Annotated in this window: 18 protein-coding genes, 1 tRNA gene and 1 riboswitch; of the genes, 4 read left to right on the top strand and 15 right to left on the bottom strand. The window is 70.2% G+C overall.

The window, feature by feature from the left end:
- Positions 1-55: 55 nt before the first annotated feature.
- Positions 56-1,270 (bottom strand): phosphoserine phosphatase SerB, encoded by a 1,215-nt coding sequence (gene serB / locus SK095_RS18715; RefSeq protein ID WP_320547121.1) that lies wholly within the window; start codon positions 1,268-1,270, stop codon positions 56-58.
- A gap of 131 nt (positions 1,271-1,401) precedes the next feature.
- On the opposite strand from serB, the gene SK095_RS18710 reads away from it, so the two are divergent.
- Positions 1,402-2,880: a histidine kinase gene (locus SK095_RS18710; RefSeq protein ID WP_320547120.1), complete on the top strand. Its 1,479-nt coding sequence runs from the start codon at positions 1,402-1,404 to the stop codon at positions 2,878-2,880.
- 76 nt (positions 2,881-2,956) lie between these two features.
- On the opposite strand, the gene SK095_RS18705 is transcribed toward SK095_RS18710, so the two are convergent.
- From SK095_RS18705 to nudF, 11 genes are all read right to left on the bottom strand, one after another.
- Positions 2,957-3,658, bottom strand: a complete 702-nt coding sequence (locus SK095_RS18705; RefSeq protein WP_201485089.1) for a membrane integrity-associated transporter subunit PqiC — start codon at positions 3,656-3,658, stop codon at positions 2,957-2,959.
- 7 nt (positions 3,659-3,665) lie between these two features.
- Entirely contained in the window at positions 3,666-4,613 is a 948-nt protein-coding gene (locus SK095_RS18700; protein ID WP_201485088.1) for an MlaD family protein, read from the bottom strand.
- Entirely contained in the window at positions 4,610-5,380 is a 771-nt protein-coding gene (locus SK095_RS18695) for an ABC transporter ATP-binding protein (protein ID WP_320547119.1), read from the bottom strand. Before SK095_RS18695 ends, SK095_RS18700 begins: the two co-directional genes overlap by 4 nt.
- A 2-nt stretch (positions 5,381-5,382) precedes the next feature.
- Positions 5,383-6,516, bottom strand: coding sequence for an ABC transporter permease (locus SK095_RS18690; RefSeq protein ID WP_320547118.1), 1,134 nt, complete (start codon positions 6,514-6,516; stop codon positions 5,383-5,385).
- 121 nt (positions 6,517-6,637) lie between these two features.
- Positions 6,638-8,887, bottom strand: a complete 2,250-nt coding sequence (gene parC / locus SK095_RS18685) for a DNA topoisomerase IV subunit A (protein WP_201485085.1) — start codon at positions 8,885-8,887, stop codon at positions 6,638-6,640.
- Positions 8,888-8,961: 74 nt separating this feature from the next.
- Positions 8,962-9,972: an esterase-like activity of phytase family protein gene (locus tag SK095_RS18680; protein WP_414153859.1), complete on the bottom strand. Its 1,011-nt coding sequence runs from the start codon at positions 9,970-9,972 to the stop codon at positions 8,962-8,964.
- Entirely contained in the window at positions 9,969-11,864 is a 1,896-nt protein-coding gene (gene parE / locus SK095_RS18675; RefSeq protein ID WP_320547117.1) for a DNA topoisomerase IV subunit B, read from the bottom strand. Before parE ends, SK095_RS18680 begins: the two co-directional genes overlap by 4 nt.
- A gap of 56 nt (positions 11,865-11,920) precedes the next feature.
- The gene (locus SK095_RS18670; protein ID WP_320547116.1) at positions 11,921-12,505 is read right to left on the bottom strand and encodes a YqiA/YcfP family alpha/beta fold hydrolase; all 585 of its coding nucleotides are present in this window, start codon (positions 12,503-12,505) and stop codon (positions 11,921-11,923) included.
- 171 nt (positions 12,506-12,676) lie between these two features.
- Complete coding sequence (cpdA, locus tag SK095_RS18665) at positions 12,677-13,492, bottom strand: 3',5'-cyclic-AMP phosphodiesterase (protein WP_320547115.1); 816 nt, start codon at positions 13,490-13,492, stop codon at positions 12,677-12,679.
- An 87-nt stretch (positions 13,493-13,579) separates the two neighbouring features.
- The gene (locus SK095_RS18660; protein WP_320547114.1) at positions 13,580-14,113 is read right to left on the bottom strand and encodes a DUF1249 domain-containing protein; all 534 of its coding nucleotides are present in this window, start codon (positions 14,111-14,113) and stop codon (positions 13,580-13,582) included.
- Positions 14,104-14,721 carry an ADP-ribose diphosphatase gene (gene nudF, locus SK095_RS18655; protein ID WP_136489691.1) on the bottom strand — a complete coding sequence of 206 codons (618 nt, stop codon included), beginning with the start codon at positions 14,719-14,721 and terminating at the stop codon, positions 14,104-14,106. The genes SK095_RS18660 and nudF overlap by 10 nt, the downstream gene beginning before the upstream one ends.
- A gap of 177 nt (positions 14,722-14,898) precedes the next feature.
- Here nudF and SK095_RS18650 point away from each other — a divergent pair, with 177 nt between their 5' ends.
- Entirely contained in the window at positions 14,899-15,651 is a 753-nt protein-coding gene (locus SK095_RS18650) for an RsiV family protein (RefSeq protein WP_136489692.1), read from the top strand.
- Positions 15,652-15,741: 90 nt separating this feature from the next.
- Here the strand turns inward: SK095_RS18650 and SK095_RS18645 are convergent.
- The 3 genes from SK095_RS18645 to waaA form a co-directional block, all read right to left on the bottom strand.
- A tRNA-Thr gene (locus tag SK095_RS18645) sits at positions 15,742-15,816 on the bottom strand.
- Between the two features lie 132 nt (positions 15,817-15,948).
- Complete coding sequence (thiC, locus tag SK095_RS18640; protein WP_320547113.1) at positions 15,949-17,835, bottom strand: phosphomethylpyrimidine synthase ThiC; 1,887 nt, start codon at positions 17,833-17,835, stop codon at positions 15,949-15,951.
- Between the two features lie 70 nt (positions 17,836-17,905).
- A riboswitch (TPP riboswitch) is annotated at positions 17,906-18,012 on the bottom strand.
- A 67-nt stretch (positions 18,013-18,079) separates the two neighbouring features.
- A complete protein-coding gene (gene waaA / locus SK095_RS18635; protein ID WP_136489694.1) occupies positions 18,080-19,354 on the bottom strand; it encodes a lipid IV(A) 3-deoxy-D-manno-octulosonic acid transferase in 1,275 nt (424 codons plus the stop codon).
- Between the two features lie 142 nt (positions 19,355-19,496).
- Here waaA and SK095_RS18630 point away from each other — a divergent pair, with 142 nt between their 5' ends.
- Together SK095_RS18630 and SK095_RS18625 are read left to right on the top strand one after the other, a co-directional pair.
- Positions 19,497-20,672 carry an NAD(P)/FAD-dependent oxidoreductase gene (locus SK095_RS18630; protein WP_320547112.1) on the top strand — a complete coding sequence of 392 codons (1,176 nt, stop codon included), beginning with the start codon at positions 19,497-19,499 and terminating at the stop codon, positions 20,670-20,672.
- Complete coding sequence (locus tag SK095_RS18625) at positions 20,669-21,481, top strand: aldo/keto reductase (RefSeq protein ID WP_320547111.1); 813 nt, start codon at positions 20,669-20,671, stop codon at positions 21,479-21,481. The genes SK095_RS18630 and SK095_RS18625 overlap by 4 nt, the downstream gene beginning before the upstream one ends.
- Positions 21,482-21,584: the final 103 nt, after the last annotated feature.

Genomic DNA, 21,584 nt, shown 5'->3' with positions numbered 1-21,584 from the left:
CGGCCCCGGAACGAAAAAACCGCCTCACGGCGGTTTTTTCATGGCTGGCCTCCGCTCACTCGAAGCTTTCGCGGTCGCGATAGCCCAGCAGGTAGAGGATGCCGTCGAGGCCGAGGGTAGAGATTGCCTGCTTGGCCGACTGCTTGACCAGCGGCTTGGCGCGGAAGGCCACGCCCAGGCCGGCGATGGCCAGCATCGGCAGGTCGTTGGCGCCGTCGCCGACGGCGATGGTCTGCTCCAGGCGCAGGCCCTCCTGCTCGGTGAGCTGGCGCAGCAGGTCGGCCTTGCGCTGGGCGTCGACGATCGGCTCCACCGCCACGCCGGTGACCTTGCCGTCGACGATCTCCAGCTCGTTGGCGAACACGTAGTCGATGCCGAGCTTCTGCTGCAGCTGGCGGGCGAAGTAGGTGAAGCCGCCGGAGAGGATGGCGGTCTTGTAGCCCAGGCGCTTGAGCTCGGCGAACAGGGTCTCGGCGCCCTCGGTCAGGCGCAGCGAGGCGCCGATGCCTTCCAGCACCTCCTCGGGCAGCCCCTTGAGCAGCGCCAGGCGCTCCTTGAAGCTGGCCCGGAAGTCCAGCTCGCCGCGCATCGCCCGCTCGGTGATCTCGGCCACCTGCGCGCCGACCCCGGCGGCCTTGGCCAGTTCGTCGATCACCTCGGCCTCGATCAGCGTCGAGTCCATGTCGAACACCGCCAGGCGGCGGTTGCGGCGGAAGATGGTGTCCTGCTGGAAGGCGATGTCGACGTTGAGTTCCTGGGCGACGCTGAGGAACTCGGCGCGCAGCGCCGCCGGATCGGCCGCCTCGCCGCGCACCGAGAACTCGATGCAGCCCTTGCCGTGCTCGGCCGGCGTATCCAGCGGCATGCGTCCGGACAGGCGATCGATGTGGTCGATGTTCAACCCGTACTTGGCGGTGATCGAACTGACCCGATGCAGTTGCTCGGCGGTCACCTTGCGGGTCAGCAGGGTGACGATGTGGCGCGCCTTGCCCTGACCGCCGACCCACTGCTGGTAGTCGGCCTCGGACACCGGGGTGAAGCGCACCTGCTGATCCAGCTCGTAGCCGGTGAACAGCACGTCCTTGAGCACCGAGGACGCCTGGCTGCCGTGCGGGATCTCGACCAGGATGCCGAACGACAGGGTGTCGTGGATCACCGCCTGGCCGATGTCGAGGATGTTCACCCCGCCACGGGCGAGCACGCCGGTGATGGCCGCGGTCAGCCCCGGCCGATCCTCCCCGGTGATGTTGATCAGGACGATTTCACGCACGGCGCACCTCCGCGGAACTGAAAGTGCGGCATTCTACCCGGAATGCGCACCATCTGGCAGCGCGCTTTGCCCGTGCGCACGGGGCCCCGCTATACTTCCACTCCCTTTTTCCAGAGCCGAGCCCCCCTCTCGTGAACCGGCCCGCGCCCGTCAAGTCCGACAACTTCTTCATCCTCCTGTTCCAGGCGCTGCGCCGCCGGCGGGTACCCATCGCCCTGCGCATCGCCAGCCAGAGCCTGCTCCTGGTGAGCGTGGTGATGCTGGCCTTCGCCTGGCTGTTCAACCTGCAGGTGCGCGAGGTCATGCAGCAGCAGAGCGAGGCGGTCGGCGAAAGCCTCAAGCGCCAGGCGGTGGCTTCGGCCACCGAGCTGCTGGTGTCCAACGACCTGCTCAGCCTCAAGGTGATGCTCGACAAGCTCGCCGAAAACCCGCTGGTCGCCCACGTGGTGATCCATGGCGTCGACAACCGCATCATCGCCGAGGCCGGCCGCCGTCCGCAGCCGGGCCTGTTCGGCACCGACGAGGGCGTGTTCACCGCCTCCATCGCCTTCCAGGAGGTGGCCGCCGGCCAGCTGCACCTGACCCTCGACATGCAGCAGTTCCGCCAGCCGCTGACCGTCGGCCTGCAGAACTTCGGCCTGCTCGGCCTGATCGTGCTGGTGGCGACCCTGACCCTCAGCCTGCGCCTGGGCGGCAAGCTCAGCATGCCGCTGCTGCAGCTGCGCCTGTGGCTGCGCGATCCCGACGACCCGGCACCGGCCAGCGAGCGCCAGGACGAACTCGGCGACCTGGCCCGCCAGCTGCAGCAGCGCCTGGTGCCGCCGCGCCCCGCCGTCGAGGAGGATCCGATGCTGGACGACGCGGAGGATGGCGAACTGTTCGAGGGGCTGGAAAACCTGCTCGACGAAGGTCGGCCGGCTGCCGCGACGCCCCGCCGCCCCGCGGCGCGGGCTGACGGCGACGAGCTCGAGCTGGACGCCGACGCCCTCGGCCTCGACCCCGACGATCTGCAGCCGGGCACGCCCCCCGGCCTGCCGCCGGTGCACAGCGCCGTGCTGGCGACCCAGCTGGGCGGCCAGGACGAGCTGCAACGGCGCCTGTCGCCGCCGCGTCTGCGCGAACTGCTGCAGCGCTACCGCGACTGCCTGGAGCAGGCAGCGCGCCTGCACCACGGCCACCTGCTGCGCCTGGCCGACGGCAGCAGCCTGATCCTGTTCCACAGCAACCAGTCCGGCGAGGACTACCTGACCCGCGCCCTGTGCTGCGGCGAACTGCTGCGCGCCCTCGGCCATGCCCTGCAGGTCGAGGTGGCCGACAGCGGCCTGACCCTGCAGCTGCAACTCGCCCTCAGCCGCGGCGACGGCCTGTACGGCCTGCCGGCGGAAGCCATCCAGCAGCAGCCGGCCAGCCAGAGCGCACTGACCCTCTGCCGGCACAGCCGCAACCTGCTGCTGCTCGACCAGGCCCTCGGCGCCGACCCGGCGCTGCACAGCCGCGCGCGCCTGCGCACCCTCGCCTCCCCGGCCGGCGCCAGCTGCATCGAGCGCCTGCAGGAGCCGTTGCCGGCGCGTCTCGAACAGCAGCTCGGCCAGATGCTGCAGCACGCCTGACCCTCGCCTGCCCCGAAACGACAAGGCCGCGCCGGAACCCCGGCGCGGCCTTGTCGTTTCGGGCTCGCCCGACCGCTCAGAAGCGGTACACCTCGGCGGCCGGCGCCGGCCGCGGCGCCGCCTGGGGAATGCGCGGCGCCGCCGGGCGGGAGGTCGCCGCCTTGCGCGACGCAGGCTGCGCGGGCGTCGCCGCGACACGCGGCATTCCCCGCACCGCCGTGGCCATCTGCGCCGCCAGGCTCTGCAGCAGCAGGCTCTGCGCGCGCACCTGGTCGGTCAGCTCGCCATTGTGCTTCTCCTCCAGCCGCACCAGGCGACTGTCGAGCATCTTGCCGGTGCCATCGAGCAGGCGCCACTGCGCCTCCAGCACGGCCGGCTGGTAGGGGCCGGAGTCCAGGCGGCTGATGCTCAGCAGCAGCTGCGCCTCGGGTTTGAAGCCGACCCGGTCCGGATACAGCGCCAGGCGGCTGCTGTCCAGACGGCCGGCCAGCTGGCGCAGCAGCAGCTGCGCCACGTCGTCCTGCAGGCTGCCGACCCAGCGCGCCTGCTGGGCGATCACCAGGGTGTCGTCGCCCTGGCGCTGCACCAGGGTCTCGCGCTGCAGATAGTCGGCCAGCTTGAGCGGGCCGAGCAGCACGGCCACGCCGGCGTCGGCCTGCGGCAGGCCGGGATTGCCCTGCTGCAGCTGGTAGAACTGCGCCGGCGGCGTCGCCGCGCAGCCTGCCATGGCGAGCAGCCCGGTCAGGCCCAGCATTCGGATCAGGCGTGGAACACCCATGAAAAGATCACCGTTTCTTGCCAAAAATAAGCGATTCGGGCTGCTGCTCCAGGCCTTCCGCCGTGCGCTGCAGGGCCTTGCTGGCCCGCCCCAGTTCCTCCAGCGCCTGCAGCAGCTGGAACTGCGCCTCGGACTCGGGGCCGAGGCTGCGCCGGGTATCGCCCGCCAGCTGCTGCATCTGCTGCAGGGCGAGCGTGGCGGCCTGCGCCGCCTGGCGCAGATCGCCGATCGCCGCGCGCAGCTCGCCGCCGCCCTGGCGCGCATTATCCAGCATTGGCGGGATTTGTCGCTGCAGTTGTTGAGTCAGGCTCTCAAGATTGTGCAGGGTCTGGCCGAGGCTGAGCAGGCCGTCCTGCAGCTCGGGAGAGGCGCTCAGGCGCTCCAGGGCCTGCAGGGTGTTGCTGGCCGACACCACCATCTCGCGCAGCGGCAGCTCGCGCAGGCTGGCGACCAGATCGCGCAGCACGTCCGCTGCCTGGTCGACCCGCGAGGGCACGCTGGGGATGGTCGGCAGCTCGAGGTCGTGGGGCTCGCGCACGTAGCCGGCCTGGCCGGGGAACAGGTCCAGCGCGACTATCGCCTTGCCGGTGAGCAGGCTCTGGGTCTGCAGCTGGGCGCGCAGGCCGCGCTCGACCAGCCGCTCGACCACCCGGTCGAAGCTCTGCCCCTCGTGGCCGGCCGCGGGGTCGATGCGCAGCACCACCGGGATCACCACATCCCTGAGCTCGCGGTCGTAGGACAGGCGGATCTCGCGCACGGTGCCGACCTTGACGCCGCGGTAGGTGACGTCGGCGCCGACGTCGAGACCATCCAGCGCACCGGTGAAGTACACCACGTAATCGCTGGGCTGGCTGAACCAGCTGTCGCGGCCGAGCAGCAGCAGGCCGCCGGCCAGCAGGGCGATGCCGCCGAGCAGGAAGGCACCGATCCAGAAGGGTTTGCGCGTCTCGCTCATGGGGACTCCTTGTACGCGGGGGCATCGCCGCGGCGCAGGAAGCGCCGCACGCTCGGCGGCCCTTCCTCCAGCAGTTGCCGCAGCGGACCCAGGGCGATCTGGGTGCGCGTGCGATGGTCGAGGAACAGACAGGTGTCGGCCACCCGGTAGATGCTCGGCAGCTCGTGGGTGACCAGCACGATGCTGGCACCCAGGCTGTCGCGCAGCTGCAGGATCAGCTCGTCGAGGGCCATGGAGCTGAGCGGGTCGAGGCCGGCCGAGGGCTCGTCGAAGAACAGCACCTCGGGGTCGAGCGCCAGCGCCCGCGCCAGGCCGGCGCGCTTGCGCATGCCGCCGGACAGCTCGGCCGGGTACAGCTCGTCGCAGCCGGGCAGGCCGACCAGCGCCAGCTTGAGCGCGGCCAGTTCGTCCAGCTCGGCCTGGCCGAGGTGCGGGTGGTAGGCGGCCAGCGGCAGGGTGATGTTCTCGCGCAGGGTCATGCCGCTCCACAGCGCGCCGCTCTGGTAGAGCACGCCGAAACGCTGCTGCAGGACGGCGCGGGCATCCTCGTCGCGGGCCCAGAAGTCCTCGCCGTGCAGCAGCACGCGCCCGGCCAGCGGCGCCTGCAGGCCGATCAGGTGGCGCAGCAGGGTGCTCTTGCCGCAGCCGCTGCCGCCCATCACCACGAACACCTCGCCGCGGCGGATGGCGAAGTTGAGATCGCGCTGGATCACCTTGCGCCCGTAGCCGGCGCTGAGGTTCTCCACGGCGAGGACCACGTCGCTCATGCTCAGATCCCCAGCTGGGTGCAGATCAGGGTGATCAGCGCGTCGCTGACCACCAGCGCGACTATGATGCTGACCACCGCGCGGGTGGTGGCCTGGCCGACCGCCTGGGCGTTGCGTCCGCAGCTCAGCCCGTGATGGCAGCCGATCAGGCCGATCAGCACGGCGAACACCAGGCTCTTGAACAGGCCGAGCAGGAAATCGGCGAGGCCGAGCATCTCCAGGCTCTGCCTGAGGTACAGCGGCGCGGAGATGTCGAACAGCCCGGCACCGATGACGAAGCCGCCGAGGATGCCGAGGGCGTCGGCGAACACGCAGAGCAGCGGCATGCTGACCAGCAGCGCCAGCAGGCGCGGCAGCACCAGGAACTCCAGCGGCGGGAAGCCGAAGGTCTTCAGTGCGTCGATCTCCTCGTTGGCCTGCATGCTGCCCAGCTCGGCGGCGTAGGCCGCGCCGGTGCGGCCGGCCATGATCACCGCGGTCATCAGCGCGCCCATCTCGCGGGTCATGCCGATGGCCACCATGTTGGCGATGTACAGCTGGGCGCCGAACGCCTGCAACTGGGCGGCACCGACGAAGGCGAGGATCAGGCCGACCAGGCTGGCGATCAGCGCGACTATCGGCAGCGCGCCGGGGCCGCACTGCGCCAGCGCCGCCCAGAAGTCGCTGCGGCGCATGCGCGCGCGACCGCGCAGCAGGCGGCCGAGGGCGAGCACCACCTCGCCGCAGAAGGTGCTGGCCTGCACCAGCCCGTCGTGGACCTGCAGCACCAGCAGCCCCAGGCGCGACACCGGCCCGGGACGTGGCGTCTCCTCCTCCTCGCGGGTCACGGGCGTCGCCGCCATCTGCAGCAGGCGCACCACGCCGTCCGGCAGGTCGCGGTGCTCCAGGCGGCGCTGCTCGGCGTCGGCGAGACGCTGCAGACGGCGCAGCAAGGCCAGCAGGCTGCTGTCCCAGGCGTCCAGGGCCGCGACCTGCAGCTGCAGGCGCGCCGGCTTGTCCGCCAGGCTGCGCCACACCGCATCCAGATCGGGCTTGGCCGCCGCCAGGGTCCAGTGACCGGACAGGCGCAGCACCGCCACGCCGTCCTGCTCGCCGGCCCAGGCCAGCTGCGCCTGCGCTTTTTCCGCCTCTGCCATCTGACCTCCCTGATAGCCCGCCACGGTGGAAAACACCTGCGGTGGTTTTCCACCCTACACGATCACACCGCTGCTGCAGGGTGGAAACTCATGCAGCCCTTTTCCATCAGCAGGCGTCCCGTCACTCCACCAGCAGCGCGTCCACCCGCTGGAAGCCGCGCGGCAGCAGGCTGCCGCGGCGTCCGCGCTCGCCCCGGTAGTGGTCGAGGTCGTCGGCGCGCAGCGACAGGGTGCGCTTGCCGGCCTGCAGCACCAAGGTGGCGCCCTGCGGCAGCACGGCGAGGTCGACCAGGTACTCCTCGCGACTGGCGACCCGCTCGGCGGGAATGCCGACGATCTTGTTGCCCTTGCCCTTGGCCAGCTGCGGCAGCTCGGCGACCGGGAACACCAGCAGGCGCCCCTCGCTGGTCACCGCCGCCAGCAGGTCGCTCTCCAGCGCGCGCAGCGGCCGCGGCGCCATCACCCGGGCGCCCTCGGGCAGGGTCAGCAGCGCCTTGCCGGCCTTGTTCTTGGCCTGCAGGTCGTCAGCTCTGACCACGAAACCGTAGCCGGCGTCGGAAGCCAGCACGTAGAGCGCCTCGTCCTCGGGCAGCAGCACGCAGTCGAAGCTGGCGCCGGCCGGCGGGCTCAGGCGCCCGGTGAGCGGCTCGCCCTGGCCGCGCGCCGAGGGCAGCGAGTGGGCCGCCAGCGAGTAGCTGCGCCCGGTGGAGTCGAGGAACACCGCGAACTGGTTGGAGCGCCCGGGCGCGGCGGCCTTGAAGGCGTCGCCGGCCTTGTAGGACAGGCCGGCGGCATCGATGTCGTGGCCCTTGGCGCAGCGTACCCAGCCCTTCTCGGAAAGCACCACGGTGACCGGCTCGGCGGGCAGCAGGTCGGTTTCCGACAGCGCGCGGGCCTCGGCGCGCGCGACCAGCGGCGAGCGCCGCTCGTCGCCATACTTCTCGGCATCGGCCAGCAGCTCCTGGCGTACCAGCTTCTTCAGCTTGCTCTCGCTGCCGAGCAGGGCCAGCAGCTTGTCGCGCTCCCTGGCCAGTTCGTCCTGCTCGCCGCGGATCTTCATCTCCTCGAGACGCGCCAGCTGGCGCAGGCGGGTATCGAGGATGTAGTCGGCCTGCACCTCGGTCAGGCCGAAGCGCTCCATCAGCACCGGCTTGGGCTGCTCCTCCTCGCGGATGATGCGGATCACCTCGTCGAGGTTGAGGAAGGCGACCAGCAGGCCTTCGAGCAGGTGCAGGCGCTTCTCCACCTTGTCGAGGCGGAACTGCAGGCGGCGGCGCACGGTGCCGATGCGGAAGGTCAGCCACTCGGAGAGCAGCTGGCGCAGGTCCTTGACCTGCGGCTTGCCGTCCAGGCCGATGACGTTGAGGTTGACCCGGTAGGAGCTTTCCAGCTCGGTGGTGGCGAACAGGTGCTGCATCAGCTCGTCGAGATCGACGCGGTTGGAGCGCGGCACGATGACGATGCGGCAGGGGTTCTCGTGGTCCGACTCGTCGCGCAGGTCGGCGACCATCGGCAGCTTCTTGGCCTGCATCTGCCCGGCAATCTGCTCCAGCACCTTGGCCCCGGAGACCTGGTGCGGCAGCGCGGTGACGACGATCTCGCCGTCCTCCTTGCGGTACACCGCGCGCATGCGCACCGAGCCGCGGCCAGTCTGGTAGATCTTCAGCAGATCGCTGCGCGGCGTGATGATCTCCGCCTCGGTCGGGTAGTCCGGCCCCGGCAGCATCTCGCACAGGCGCTCGACCGTGGCCTGCGGCTCGTCGAGCAGGTGCACGCAGGCGAAGGCCACCTCGCGCAGGTTGTGCGGCGGCACGTCGGTGGCCATGCCCACGGCGATCCCGGTGGTGCCGTTGAGCAGCAGGTTGGGCAGCCGCGCCGGCAGGGTCGCCGGCTCGTCGAGGGTGCCGTCGAAGTTGGGCACCCAGTCGACGGTACCCTGACCCAGCTCGGCGAGCAGCACCTCCGAGTAGCGCGACAGGCGCGCCTCGGTGTAGCGCATGGCGGCGAACGACTTGGGATCGTCCGGCGCGCCCCAGTTGCCCTGGCCGTCGACCAGGGTGTAACGGTAGCTGAACGGCTGCGCCATCAGCACCATGGCCTCGTAGCAGGCGGAATCGCCGTGCGGGTGGAACTTGCCCAGCACGTCGCCGACGGTGCGCGCCGACTTCTTGTGCTTGGAATCGGCGTCCAGGCCCAGCTCGCTCATGGCATAGACGATGCGCCGCTGCACGGGCTTGAGGCCGTCGCCGATGTGCGGCAGGGCACGATCCATGATCACGTACATGGAATAGTTGAGATAGGCCTGTTCGGTGAACTCGGCCAGCGAGCGGCGTTCGACGCCGTCCAGGCTCAGATCGAGGGATTCGCTCATCTGCGTCCTCTGAAAACTCGTGTGTCCGGGCGCGCCCGCCGGGGGCGGGCGCACCGTATTGTTCGGCGGGCGGCTCAGCCGCTCCAGCCGCCGTCCGGCGCGGCGAACTGCAGGATCAGCGGCCGGCGCTCGCCGGCAGCATTGGCCGCGCCGCCATTGTCCAGGCCGATCCAGGCCGAGCCGTCATCCAGCCACAGCGCCTCGGCCACTCCGTAGGGGGTGGCGTAGCGCAACTGCGGGGCCAGCGCGGCAGCGGCGAACGACCAGCAGCGCTCGACCGTGCCGTGCTCCGGGTCGCGGCGGCAGATGCGGTGCTGCAGGCGCTCCAGGCTGTACAGCTTGCCGGCGTGCCAGCTCAGGCCGGTGAAGTCCAGCGGCTGCGGCTCGCTGCCGGGCGGATCCAGCGGGCGCAGCGCTCGGCCGCTCTCCGCCACCAGCACGCAGCCGCTGCCGGGGCAGCGCCAGCGCTCGCCGCTCCGCTGCACGGCGAGCAGGCCGCGGCCCTCGCGCTCGGCGGCCAGCCACAGGCGGGCACCGTCCGGCGACACCGCCAGGCCCTCGAGCAGGGCGTTGGCGTGCAGCAGCAGGCCGCGGGCACGCGCCTGGCGCAGCAGCTGCGGCGGCAGCGCCAGCCACTGCGGGGAGCCGAGCGACGGCAACATGAGCACGCCGACTTCGCTCTCGCTGAGCAGGTAGCGGTTGCCGGCGGCGTCGCAGGCCAGTCCTTCGAAGTCCAGGGCACCGCCGCGCAGCGGCGCCAGCAGCCGGTTGCCGGTGCTCAGGCCCCAGGGCAGGCCGCTGGGCGGCGGCGGCGGCACCGCGAACGCCTCGGCGGCCGCCTGCCAGCGCCCTTCGGCGGGCTGGAGCCGGGAGAGCTGCGCATCCTCGCGATCGGATACCGCCCACCAGCGCCCGTCGCCACAGCGCGCCAGGCCGGACAGGTTGCCACCGGCCATGCCCTCCACCGGCAGCGCGGCCTGCAGCACCAGTTCCGCCAGCGGCGCCTCGGCGCGGGCCGCCGGGCTGCCGGCGAGCAGCGCCAGCGCGCCAGCCAGGCCCAGCAGCAGACGCCGGCTCGCCGTCAAAGCAGCACCTCGGCCAGGTTGCCCTTGCTCTCCAGCCAGCTCTTGCGGTCGCCCGCGCGCTTCTTGGCCAGCAGCATGTCCATGATTTCCAGGGTGCCCTCGGCGTCCTCGAGGGTCAGCTGCACCAGGCGGCGGGTGTTGGGGTCCATGGTGGTCTCGCGCAGCTGCAGCGGGTTCATCTCGCCGAGACCCTTGAAGCGGGTGACCTGCGGCTTGCCACGTTTCTTCTCGGCGGCGAGGCGCTCGAGGATGCCGTCGCGCTCGGCCTCGTCGAGGGCGTAGTAGACCTCCTTGCCGAGGTCGATGCGGTACAGCGGCGGCATGGCGACGTAGACGTGGCCGGCCTCCACCAGCGGGCGGAAATGCTGGACGAACAATGCACAGAGCAACGTGGCGATGTGCAGGCCGTCGGAGTCGGCGTCGGCGAGGATGCAGATCTTGCCGTAGCGCAGCTGGGTGAGGTCCGCCGAGCCCGGATCGATGCCGACGGCCACGGCGATGTTGTGCACTTCCTGGCTGGCCAGCACCTCGCCGCCGTCGACCTCCCAGGTGTTGAGGATCTTGCCGCGCAGCGGCAGGATCGCCTGGAATTCCTTGTCGCGCGCCTGCTTGGCGCTGCCGCCGGCGGAGTCGCCCTCGACCAGGAACAGCTCGGCGCGCATCGGGTCCTGGCCGGCGCAATCGGCCAGCTTGCCGGGCAGCGCCGGCCCCTGGGTGATCTTCTTGCGCTCGACCTTCTTGCCGGCCTTGAGGCGGCGCCCGGCGTTGCTGATCGCCAGCTCGGCCAGCGCCAGGCCCAGCTCGGGATGCTCGTTGAGCCACAGGCTGAAGGCGTCCTTGACCACCCCGGAGACGAAGGCCGCCGCCTCGCGCGAGGACAGGCGCTCCTTGGTCTGCCCGGAGAACTGCGGCTCCTGCATCTTCATCGACAGCACGAAGGCGATGCGCTCCCAGACGTCCTCGGGCGCCAGCTTGACGCCGCGCGGCAACAGGCTCCTGAACTCGCAGAACTCGCGCATAGCGTCGAGCAGCCCCTGGCGCAGGCCGTTGACGTGGGTGCCGCCCTGGGCGGTGGGGATCAGGTTGACGTAGCTTTCCTGCACGCTCTCGCCGCCTTCCGGCAGCCACAGCAGCGCCCAGTCTACCGCCTCGCGGGTGCCGGCCAGGCTGCCGCAGAACGGCTCCTGGGGCAGGCGCTCGAACTCGCTGACCGCGTCACTCAGATACGAGCGCAGGCCGTCCTCGTAGAACCACTCGACCTTCTCGCCGCTGGCCCTGTCCTCGAAGGACACGCTGAGCCCCGGGCACAGCACCGCCTTGGCCTTGAGCACGTGCTTGAGGCGGCTGATGGAGAACTTCGCCGAATCGAAGTACTTGGCGTCCGGCCAGAACTGCACGCTGGTGCCGGTGTTGCGCTTGCCGACCGTACCGACCACCGCCAGCTCGCTGGCCTTGTAGCCGTCGGCGAAGGCCATGGCGTACTCGTTGCCGTCGCGCCTGACGCGCACCTCGACGCGGGTCGACAGGGCGTTGACCACCGAGATGCCGACGCCGTGCAGGCCACCGGAGAACTGGTAGTTCTTGTTGGAGAACTTGCCGCCGGCGTGCAGCTTGGTGAGGATCAGCTCGACGCCGCTGACGCCCTCCTCCGGGTGGATGTCCACCGGCATGCCGCGGCCGTCGTCGATCACCTGCAGCGAGTTGTCCTCGTGGAGGATCACCTGCACGGACTTGGCGTGGCCGGCCAGCGCCTCGTCGACGCTGTTGTCGATGACTTCCTGGGCCAGGTGATTGGGCCGGCTGGTGTCGGTGTACATGCCCGGGCGCTTGCGCACCGGATCGAGGCCGGAGAGGACCTCGATGGCTTCGGCGGTATAGGAGGTATTGGCCATGGATGGATGTCTGTCTGGCGAAAGGGTCGCCCGCGGATCGGGCCGCGAGCAGGAATTCAGGCGCTGGTCAGGCCGGCGAAGGCCAGCAGCTCGGGGATGCGCGCGGCGAAGCCCCGGTAGCCGTGGTCGCCGCCCTCCTCGATCTGCACCGCGCAGAGCCGGTAGTAGTCGGCGGCATCGCGATAGTCGAGGGTTTCGTCGCCGGTCTGCAGCCAGACCATGAAGCGTGCGGGATCCTGCGGCGGCGGCACCTCGAGTTCGGCCAGCGCGGCGACGTGCGCGGCGGTCAGCTCCCAGCTCTCCCCACTGTAGTAGTTGTGCTGCGGGCCGAGGTAGCGGGCGAAGTAGCGCTGCACGCGCACCGCCGGATTGATCAGCAGGGCCTTGAGGCCGTGGCGTTCGGCGAGATGGGTCGCATAGTAGCCGCCGAGGGAGCTGCCGACCAGCACGGGACGCTCTGCGGCGGCGATCTCCGCCTCCAGCTGGGCGATGGCGCGGCGCGGGTCATGGTGCAGCGCCGGCACGCGCAGGCGCTCGGCCAGGCCCTGGCGCGCGCAGGTTGCCACCAGCTCGCGGGCCTTGAGCGAAGCCGGTGAGCTGTTGAAGCCGTGGATATAGATCAGGGTCGACTGGGGGAGCATCGACGGCGCCTTGTAGCTGTATGGATATACAAGGAAAGCATTATCCTGCCGTCGGATTCAAGTCGGATGAGGCCCGAGTCGTAGGGTGCGCTGTGCGCACCACTAATGCACGTAGACTCCATGGTGCGCACGGCGCACCCTACGGCAAGGGCGTGCCTTGCGCAAATGGCGTCAGTAGCCCTTGATGCTGTAGTCGATCACGAAGTCGATGCCGCTGACCCGCGACACGCCGGTGTCGATCGAGCCGTCGGCGTGCAGGCGCAGCCAGCGGTAGCCGGGCGCCTCGCTGCTGACCTGGAATTCCTCGCTGCCGGGGGCGAACTGCACGCAGGTGGAGGGCGAGGCGAGCAGGCGCACGCCGTTGCGCTGGCCATCGATCTCCTGGTGCACGTGCCCCCAGAGGATGCAGCGCAGGTTCGGGTAGCGGTCGGTCACCGCGAACAGCGCCTCGGGATTGCGCAGGCCGATGGGGTCCAGCCAGCTGCAGCCCACCGCCACCGGATGGTGGTGGAAGCTCAGCAGCACGTGGCGCTCGCCGGCAGACTCCAGGGCGGCATCCAGCTGCTCGAGCTGAGCGGCATCGAGCTGGCCGGGCACGCTGCCGGGCACACTCGAATCGAGCACCACCAGCCGCCAGCGGCCCAGGTCGGTGACCACCGCCAGGCGCTCGGTGCCGGCGCAGGCCAGTTGCAGGGTCAGCGGCTCGTCGTGGTTGCCGGACACCCAGCGCGCGGGGGCGTCGATGGGCGCGGTCAGCGCGGCGAAGCGCTGGTAGGACTCCAGCGAACCATCCTGCGACAGGTCGCCGCTGGCGAGGACCAGGTCGACCCGCGGCTGCTCGGCCAGCACCAGATCGACCACCCGGCCGAGGCTGTCTGCGGTATCCATACCCAGCAGATGGCCGTCCTCCTCGGCGAACAGGTGGCTGTCGGTAAGCTGGACCAGCACCAGGGGTGCGCCAGCGCAATGGGTTTGAGAACTGTGCAAGAGCCGTCTCCTGTCGGCGTCTGGACCGCGGCTGCGGAACGGCAATGGTGGCATGGCCCCGCGGGGGTGACCGCTATGCGGTTCACACTACCGGCGAACGACCGAGCGATCCACTGGGTTTTCCGCCAGATGGCCGCAGCGCAGATAATGACTCAGCCATTCGCCCAGAAACAGGTTGAGCTGGATCTTCTCGTCCGGCTGGTGCATGGCCGGGTTCGGGTAGGCGTAGCGCGGATGCAGACGCCGGCAGTGCTCGGCGCCGGTGACCTCGGCCATCCGCGCGTCGTGGTAGACGCGCACCTCCAGGCGCGGCGCCGGCAGCCAGGCCAGGCCGGGCTCCTCGCGCACCTCCACGGTGCTGGTGTAGGGACCGGCCTCGGTGACCCTGAGCGCCAGCACCGCCAGGGTAGTGTCGCCGGCGCTGAGCGCCAGGCGGCGCAGCATGGGCTGCCCCAGCACGGGCTGCCCCAGCATGGGCTGCCCCAGCATGGGCTGCCGTAGCGCCGCCTGCTCGCGCATGCCCGGCAGCAGGCGCATCAGCCGCGCATAATTGGCCTCGCAGGCTGCCTGCAGCCCGGTCAGGTCGACCCGGTAGCGTTCGGCGAGCTGGCTCAGCGCCATGTCTGCCGCACCCGCTCGCGGTTCAGCGCCAGCCACTGCAGGGCGATGATGCTCGCCGCGTTGTCGATGCGCCCGGCCTCCAGCTCGTCCAGCGCCGCGTCGAGGCTCAGCACCCGCACGCGGATGTCCTCGCCTTCCTCGGCCAGGCCGTGGATGCCGCCGGCGCCGGCGCTGTCGCAGCGGCCGACGAACAGGTGCACGCGCTCGTCGCTGCCGCCCGGCGAAGGATAGTAGGCGGTCACCGGCCACAGCTCGCCCAGACTCAGCCCGGCCTCCTCGACGGCCTCGCGACGGGCCACTTCCTCGGGCGACTCGTCCTTGTCGATCAGCCCGGCGACCAGCTCCAGCAGCCAGGGGTTGGCGCTCTTGTCCAGCGCACCGACGCGGAACTGCTCGATCAGCACCACGGCATCGCGGGCCGGGTCGTAGGGCAGCACGCAGACCGCATCGTGGCGCACGAACAGCTCGCGGCTGATCACCGGCCCCATGCCGCCAGCGAACAGCTCGTGGCGCAGGTGCACGCGGTCGAGGGCATAGAAGCCGCGGAAACAGGCCTCGCGCTCGACGATTTCCACTTTCAGGTCGGCCGTTTTCGGCGACTCGCTCATATACTTCTCCCGCTTGGCTGCAGCGGCCCCGCCGCCCGCCGATCAATGTCCCGAACCGCGTAGATGACTGCCGCAGCGACGGTCACCGCCACGAGGTCGAACCCCTGGCCCGCGCCGGGGTCGAAGCCGGCCGATGCGCCACCCTACCCAGCCTTGCCGTTGCGCTCAAGGAGTCCCATGCGTCTTTACAGCCTTTTCGCCCTGGCCTGCCTGCCGCTGCTCGGCGCCTGCCAGTTTCTCGGCGGCCAGAGCGCGCCGCCGGCGCCACAGCGCATCGTCTGGGAACAGCGCCCGGAGGTCTGCCCGCGCGAGCGCTGCAGCCTGGTCAACGTCGACACCCTGAAGTTCGCCGACGAGCCGCAGCTCAGCGCCCTGATCGAGCAGGCCCTGCTGGCGATGACCCGGGAGGACGCCGACAGCGCGCTGCCCGCCTCGCTGCGCGCGCGCGGCGACGAGCTGCTGCGCCGCCAGCCCGAGGGCTGGGAAACCTGGCTGCAGGCCAAGCTGGCAGACCAGCACGGCGACCTGCTGGTGGTCGAGCTGTCCAGCTACCTGTACCGCGGCGGTGCCCACGGCATGCCGGGGCGCGGCTTCATCAACTACTCGCGCAGCCAGCAGCGCGCCCTGCAACTGGCCGACCTGCTGCTGCCCGGCCAGGAGGCCGCCTTCTGGCAGGCCGCCGGCGAGGCGCACCAGCGCTGGCTCGCGGCGCAGCAGATCGACGACCCGCAGGAGTTCCGGCGCATCTGGCCGTTCCAGCCTACCGCCAACATCGCTCTGCTCAGGGACAAGGTGCTGCTCAAGTACGACGTCTACGCCCTGGCGCCCTACAGCATGGGCCATCCGAACCTGGAGATCCCCTACAGCCGGCTGCGGCAGATCCTCCGTCCAGAATACCTGCCGGAGAGCATGCACGGCGCTGCACGCTGAAGCGTGACGATCGGCGGTCGGACTGAACGAGCGGGACAAGAGAGTTGGCGCAGGATGGCGCCCGGGAACAGCAAGGAGGAGGGAAGAGACTGGAGCCCATGGGCGGACTTGAACCGCCGACCTCTCCCTTACCAAGGGAGTGCTCTACCGCTGAGCTACATGGGCTTGAATCGGCGCGCATTCTAGTCGCAGCTGCAGCGCGCGTCCACAGGAAAATCAACGACTTGCAGAAAATTCCGCAGGCGCGCAAACGCAGAACGGGCCCGCAGGCCCGTTCCTCGCCTCAGCGGCGGCGCATCACACCTTGTGGTACAGCTGCGAGCCCTGGGCCTTGAACTCCTCGGCCTTGGCCTGCATCTCGCGCTCGAGGTCGACGTCCACCGCGTCGATGCGCTCCAGGTTGGCGGCGTAGTCGCGCACTTCCTGGGTGATCTTCATCGAGCAGAACTTCGGCCCGCACATGGAGCAGAAGTGCGCCACCTTGGCCGACTCCTTGGGCAGGGTCTCGTCGTGGTAGCTGCGCGCGGTGTCCGGGTCGAGGCCGAGGTTGAACTGGTCTTCCCAGCGGAACTCGAAGCGCGCCTTGCTCAATGCGTTGTCGCGGATCTGCGCACCCGGATGGCCCTTGGCCAGATCGGCGGCGTGAGCGGCGATCTTGTAGGTGATGATGCCGGTTTTCACGTCGTCCTTGTTGGGCAGGCCGAGGTGCTCCTTCGGGGTCACGTAGCAGAGCATGGCGCAGCCGAACCAGCCGATCATCGCCGCGCCGATGCCGGAGGTGATGTGGTCGTAGCCCGGCGCGATGTCGGTGGTCAGCGGGCCGAGGGTGTAGAACGGCGCCTCGTCGCAGCATTCGAGCTGCTTGTCCATGTTCTCCTTGATCATGTGCATCGGCACGTGACCCGGGCCTTCGATCATGGTCTGCACGTCGTGCTGCCAGGCGATCTTGGTCAGTTCCCCGAGGGTTTCCAGCTCGCCGAACTGCGCGGCGTCGTTGGCGTCGGCGATCGAGCCCGGACGCAGGCCGTCGCCCAGCGAGAAGCTGACGTCGTAGGCCTTCATGATCTCGCAGATCTCGTCGAAATGCGTGTACAGGAAGTTTTCCTGGTGATGCGCCAGGCACCACTTGGCCATGATCGAGCCGCCGCGCGAGACGATACCGGTGACCCGCTTGGCGGTCAGCGGCACGTAGCGCAGCAGCACGCCGGCATGGATGGTGAAGTAGTCCACGCCCTGCTCGGCCTGCTCGATCAGGGTGTCGCGGAACAGCTCCCAGGTCAGGTCCTCGGCGATGCCGCCGACCTTCTCCAGGGCCTGGTAGATCGGCACGGTGCCGATCGGCACCGGCGAGTTGCGGATGATCCACTCGCGGGTCTCGTGGATGTGCTTGCCGGTGGACAGGTCCATCACGGTGTCGGAGCCCCAGCGGATGCCCCAGGTCAGCTTGGCCACTTCTTCCTCGATCGAGGAACCCAGCGCCGAGTTGCCGATGTTGCCGTTGATCTTCACCAGGAAGTTGCGGCCGATGATCATCGGCTCCAGCTCCACGTGGTTGATGTTGGCCGGGATGATCGCGCGGCCGCGGGCGATCTCCTCGCGGACGAACTCGGCAGTGATTTCCTTGGGAATGGCGGCGCCGAAGCTGTGGCCCGGATGCTGGGCAGCCAGCAGGCCGGCCTCGCGGGCCTCCTGCAGCTTCATGTTCTCGCGGATGGCGACGTATTCCATCTCGGGGGTGATGATGCCCTTGCGCGCATAGTGCATCTGGGTGACGTTGGCGCCGGCCTTGGCGCGACGCGGGTTGCGCACGTGGGCGAAGCGCATCTTGGTCAGCTCGGCGTCGTTCAGGCGGCGCTGGCCGAACTCGGAGGACAGCCCCGGCAGCTTCTCGGTATCGCCGCGCTCCTCGATCCAGGCACTGCGCACATCGGCCAGCCCCTTGCGCACGTCGATGGTCACGTTCGGATCGGTGTACGGACCGGAGGTGTCATAGACCAGCACCGGCGCGTTCTTCTCGCCGCCGAAGTCCGTGGGGGTATCGGCCAGCGAGATCTCGCGCATCGGCACGCGGATATCCGGGCGCGAACCCTGGACGTAGACCTTGCGGGAATTGGGCAACGGCTGGACGGACTGCTGGTCGACCTGGGCGGATTCGCTCAGGTTCTTGTATTCGGTGGCGCTCATCGACGGGACTCTCCACGGCACACGGCAGGAAATGTCGGAGCGAACCTGGAGCAGGAGACCCCCCGCCGGACGGCGGGGACATCTTGTTCCCTACGCGGGTACTAACCCGATCAGGTTCAACGGGATTCGGAACTGTCCGATCTCAGCCTGCGACTCCAGGCACCCCGACAAGAAACCCGAGGAGTTTAATCGGCCTCTGCGGATGGGGCCAGTGCCTGGGGACGAGCCGCCGAGAGACCGGCCCTCAGCGAAGCTGCAGAAGCCGCCCGAGCCCGTCGAGCAAGCGGGCCAGCGCGCCCTGGTTGCGCTGCAACACGGCCAGCCCCGCGCGCCCCATGGCCTGGCGGCGGCCCGGCTCGCCGAGCAGTGCGCGCAGCTCGCGGGCCAGGGCCTCGCCGTCGCCCACCTCGAGGCAAGCGCCGGCCTCGCGCAGCTGGGCGGATATCTCGAGGAAGTTGAACAGATGGGGGCCGCTCAGCACCGGCAGGCCCAGCGCCGCCGGCTCCAGCAGGTTGTGCCCGCCGTTGGGCACCAGGCTGCCGCCGACGAAAGCCACGTCGGCCAGCGCATAGAGGAACAGCAGCTCGCCCATGGTATCGCCGAGCAGCACCTGCTCCGCCGCCCCGACCGGCAGGCCGGAGGAGCGGCGCACGCTGCGCAAGCCCTCGTGCAGGCAGAGGGCATGCACGGCGTCGAAACGCTCCGGATGACGCGGCACCAGGATCAGCAGGCTGTCCGGGCGCTCGGCCAGCAGCCGGCGATGGGCGGCGAGGACGATCTCGTCCTCGCCGGCATGGGTGCTGGCGGCGATCCATACCGGGCGCTTGTCGGCGCCCCAGCTGGCGCGCAGGGCCTGGGCACGCGCCTTCAGTTCGGGATCGATGCGCAGGTCGAACTTGATCGACCCGGTGACGGCGACGCACTCGGGACGGGCGCCGAGCCGGTGAAAGCGCTCGGCTTCGGCCGCGGTCTGCACGGCTATCCAGCTCATCTCGGCGAGCATCGGCCGGGTCAGGCCGGCAAAGCGCGCGTAGCCGCGCGCGGACCTCTCCGACAGGCGCGCATTGGCCAGCACGGCGGGGATGCCGCGCCGCGCGCACTGGTGGATGTGGTTGGGCCACAGTTCGGTTTCCATGATCACCGCCAGCTTCGGTCGCACGCGATCGAGGAAGCGCGCCGCGGCCCAGGGCAGGTCGTAGGGCAGGTAGCAGTGCTGCACGCTGTCGCCGAACAGCGCGCGGATGCGCTCGGAGCCGGTGGGGGTCATGCAGGTGACGGTGATCGGCAGGTCGGGATGCCGTTCGCGCAGGGCACGGATCATCGGCGCCGCGGCGATGCTCTCGCCCACCGAAACGGCATGCACCCAGATGCCGCCGGGCCGCATCGCCGGCAGACGCAGCGAGAAGCGCTCGGCGATACGCTGGCGGTAGGCGGGCGCCTTGCGCCCACGCAGGTACAGGCGCAGGGCGATCAGTGGCAGGGCGAGGTGCAGCAGGAGCGAGTAGAGGGCGCGGTTCATGGCCGCGGAGGATATCAGCTTGTGCGCCGCGCGGTCATGGCGCGCACAGGCGGCGCCGGCAACATGCCGCGGGCTTCGACTGGGGGAGAGCGCCGCCCTACGGGTTATACTCTGCGCCGTTCTTCCACAAGGCAGCTCCCTCATGTCCCAAGCCCTGAGCACCGATATCCTGATCGTCGGCGGCGGCATCGCCGGCCTCTGGCTCAACGCCCGCCTGCGCCGGCTCGGCTATGCCACCCTGCTGGTGGAGAACGAGCGCCTCGGCGGCGGGCAGAGCGTGAAGTCGCAGGGCATCATCCACGGCGGCACCAAGTACGCCCTGAGCGGCGCGCTGACCGGCTCCTCCGAGGCCATCGCCGACATGCCGCGGCGCTGGCGCGCGGCCCTCTCCGGCAGCGGCGAACTCGATCTCGCCGGCGTGCGCCTGCTCTCCGACGCCCACTACCTGTGGTCGCCGGGCACCCTGGCCGGCAACCTGACCAGCTTCTTCGCCAGCAAGGCGATGCGCGGGAGGGTCGATGCGGTCAAGGGCGACGCGCTGCCGCCGGCCCTGCAGCACCCGAAGTTCAGGGGCAAGGTCTACCGGCTGGCCGAGCTGGTGCTCGACGTGCCCTCGCTGATCGCCCGCCTGGCCGAGCTGGCCGGCGACAGTCTGCTCGCCGGCCAGCGTATCGAGCCGCTGCACGAGAGCGGCGCACTGGCTGGCCTGGTAGTCGACGGCCGCGAGATCCGCGCCCGCCGCGTGGTGCTCTGCGCCGGGCCGGGCAATGCCGGCCTGCTGGCCGGGCTGGGCATCGAGCAGCCCGGCCAGCAGCTGCGCCCGCTGCACATGGTGCTGGTCAAGGCGTCGACCCTCAAGCCGCTGTACGCCCACTGCCTGGGTGGCGGGCCCAAGCCGCGCATCACCGTCACCAGCCACCCGGCGGCCGACGGCCAGTGGGTCTGGTACCTGGGCGGCGACCTCGCCGAGGCCGATGGCGTGGCCCGCGACGAGGCCGCACAGATCCGCGCCGCGCAGAAGGAGCTGGGCGAACTGCTGCCCTGGCTCGATCTGTCCGCCGCCGAGTGGCGTACCCTGCGGGTGGATCGCGCCGAGCCGGCGCAGTCCGGCCTGGTGCGTCCGGACAACGCCTTCCTCAGCGAGCAGGGCAACCTGCTGGTCGGCTGGCCGACCAAGCTGGCGCTGGCTCCCGACCTCGCCGATCGGGTCATCGCGACTCTCGAGCGCGCCGGCATCCAGCCGGGCGCGCACGCCGCCCAGCCCGAGCTGCCGCGCCCTGGCGTGGCGGCGCCGCTGTGGGAGGAGCTGTTCGCATGAGCACCCTGCATGAGCTGTGGCGGCCGCTGGGCTCGACCGGCCTGATCGTTTCCCCGCTCGGCCTCGGCACCGTCAAGCTCGGCCGCGACCAGGGGGTGAAGTATCCGAGCGGCTTCACCATCCCCGACGACCGCGCCGCGCGCACGCTGCTGGCACAGGCCCGCGAACTGGGCATCAACCTGCTCGACACCGCGCCGGCCTACGGGGTGAGCGAGCAGCGCCTCGGCCCGCTGCTGCGCGGCCAGCGCCAGGCCTGGGTGATCTGCAGCAAGGTCGGCGAGGAGTTCGAGGATGGCGCCTCGCGCTTCGACTTCAGCGCCGCGCACACCCGCCTGTCCGTCGAACGCAGTCTCAGGCGCCTGGAAACCGACTATCTGGATCTGGTGCTGGTCCACTCCGACGGCCACGACCTGGCGGTGCTGGAGCAGACCGGGGTGTACGCCACCCTCGCCGAACTCAAGCGCGAGGGGCTGATCCGCGCCTTCGGCTTCTCCGGCAAGACCGTGGCCGGCGGCCTCAAGGCCCTGGAGTCCGGCGACTGCGCCATGGTCACCTACAACCTGGCCGAACAGGGCGAACGCCCGGTGCTCGACTACGCCGGCGCGCACGGCAAGGGCATCCTGATCAAGAAGGCGCTGGCCAGCGGCCATGCGCTGCTGAGCGGCGAGGACCCGGTGCGCGCCAGCTTCGAGCTGATCTTCGCCCATCCGGCGGTGAGCAGCGTGATCGTCGGCACCATCACTCCGGCGCACCTGGCCCACAACGTGGCCACCGCGGCGCAGATGCTGGGGGCGCGACAATCGGTCTGACCGGCGCGCACAGACAACGGCGGCCGGCTCGTCTAACCTGACCTGAACGCCACGACTGCGCGGCCCGCCGCGCAAGGGGCCTGCTCGACCACATCAAGCCACC

This window comes from Pseudomonas sp. AN-1, from assembly GCF_034057115.1.
Lineage (GTDB): Bacteria > Pseudomonadota > Gammaproteobacteria > Pseudomonadales > Pseudomonadaceae > Geopseudomonas.
This window is presented reverse-complemented; position numbering and strand designations above follow the sequence as displayed.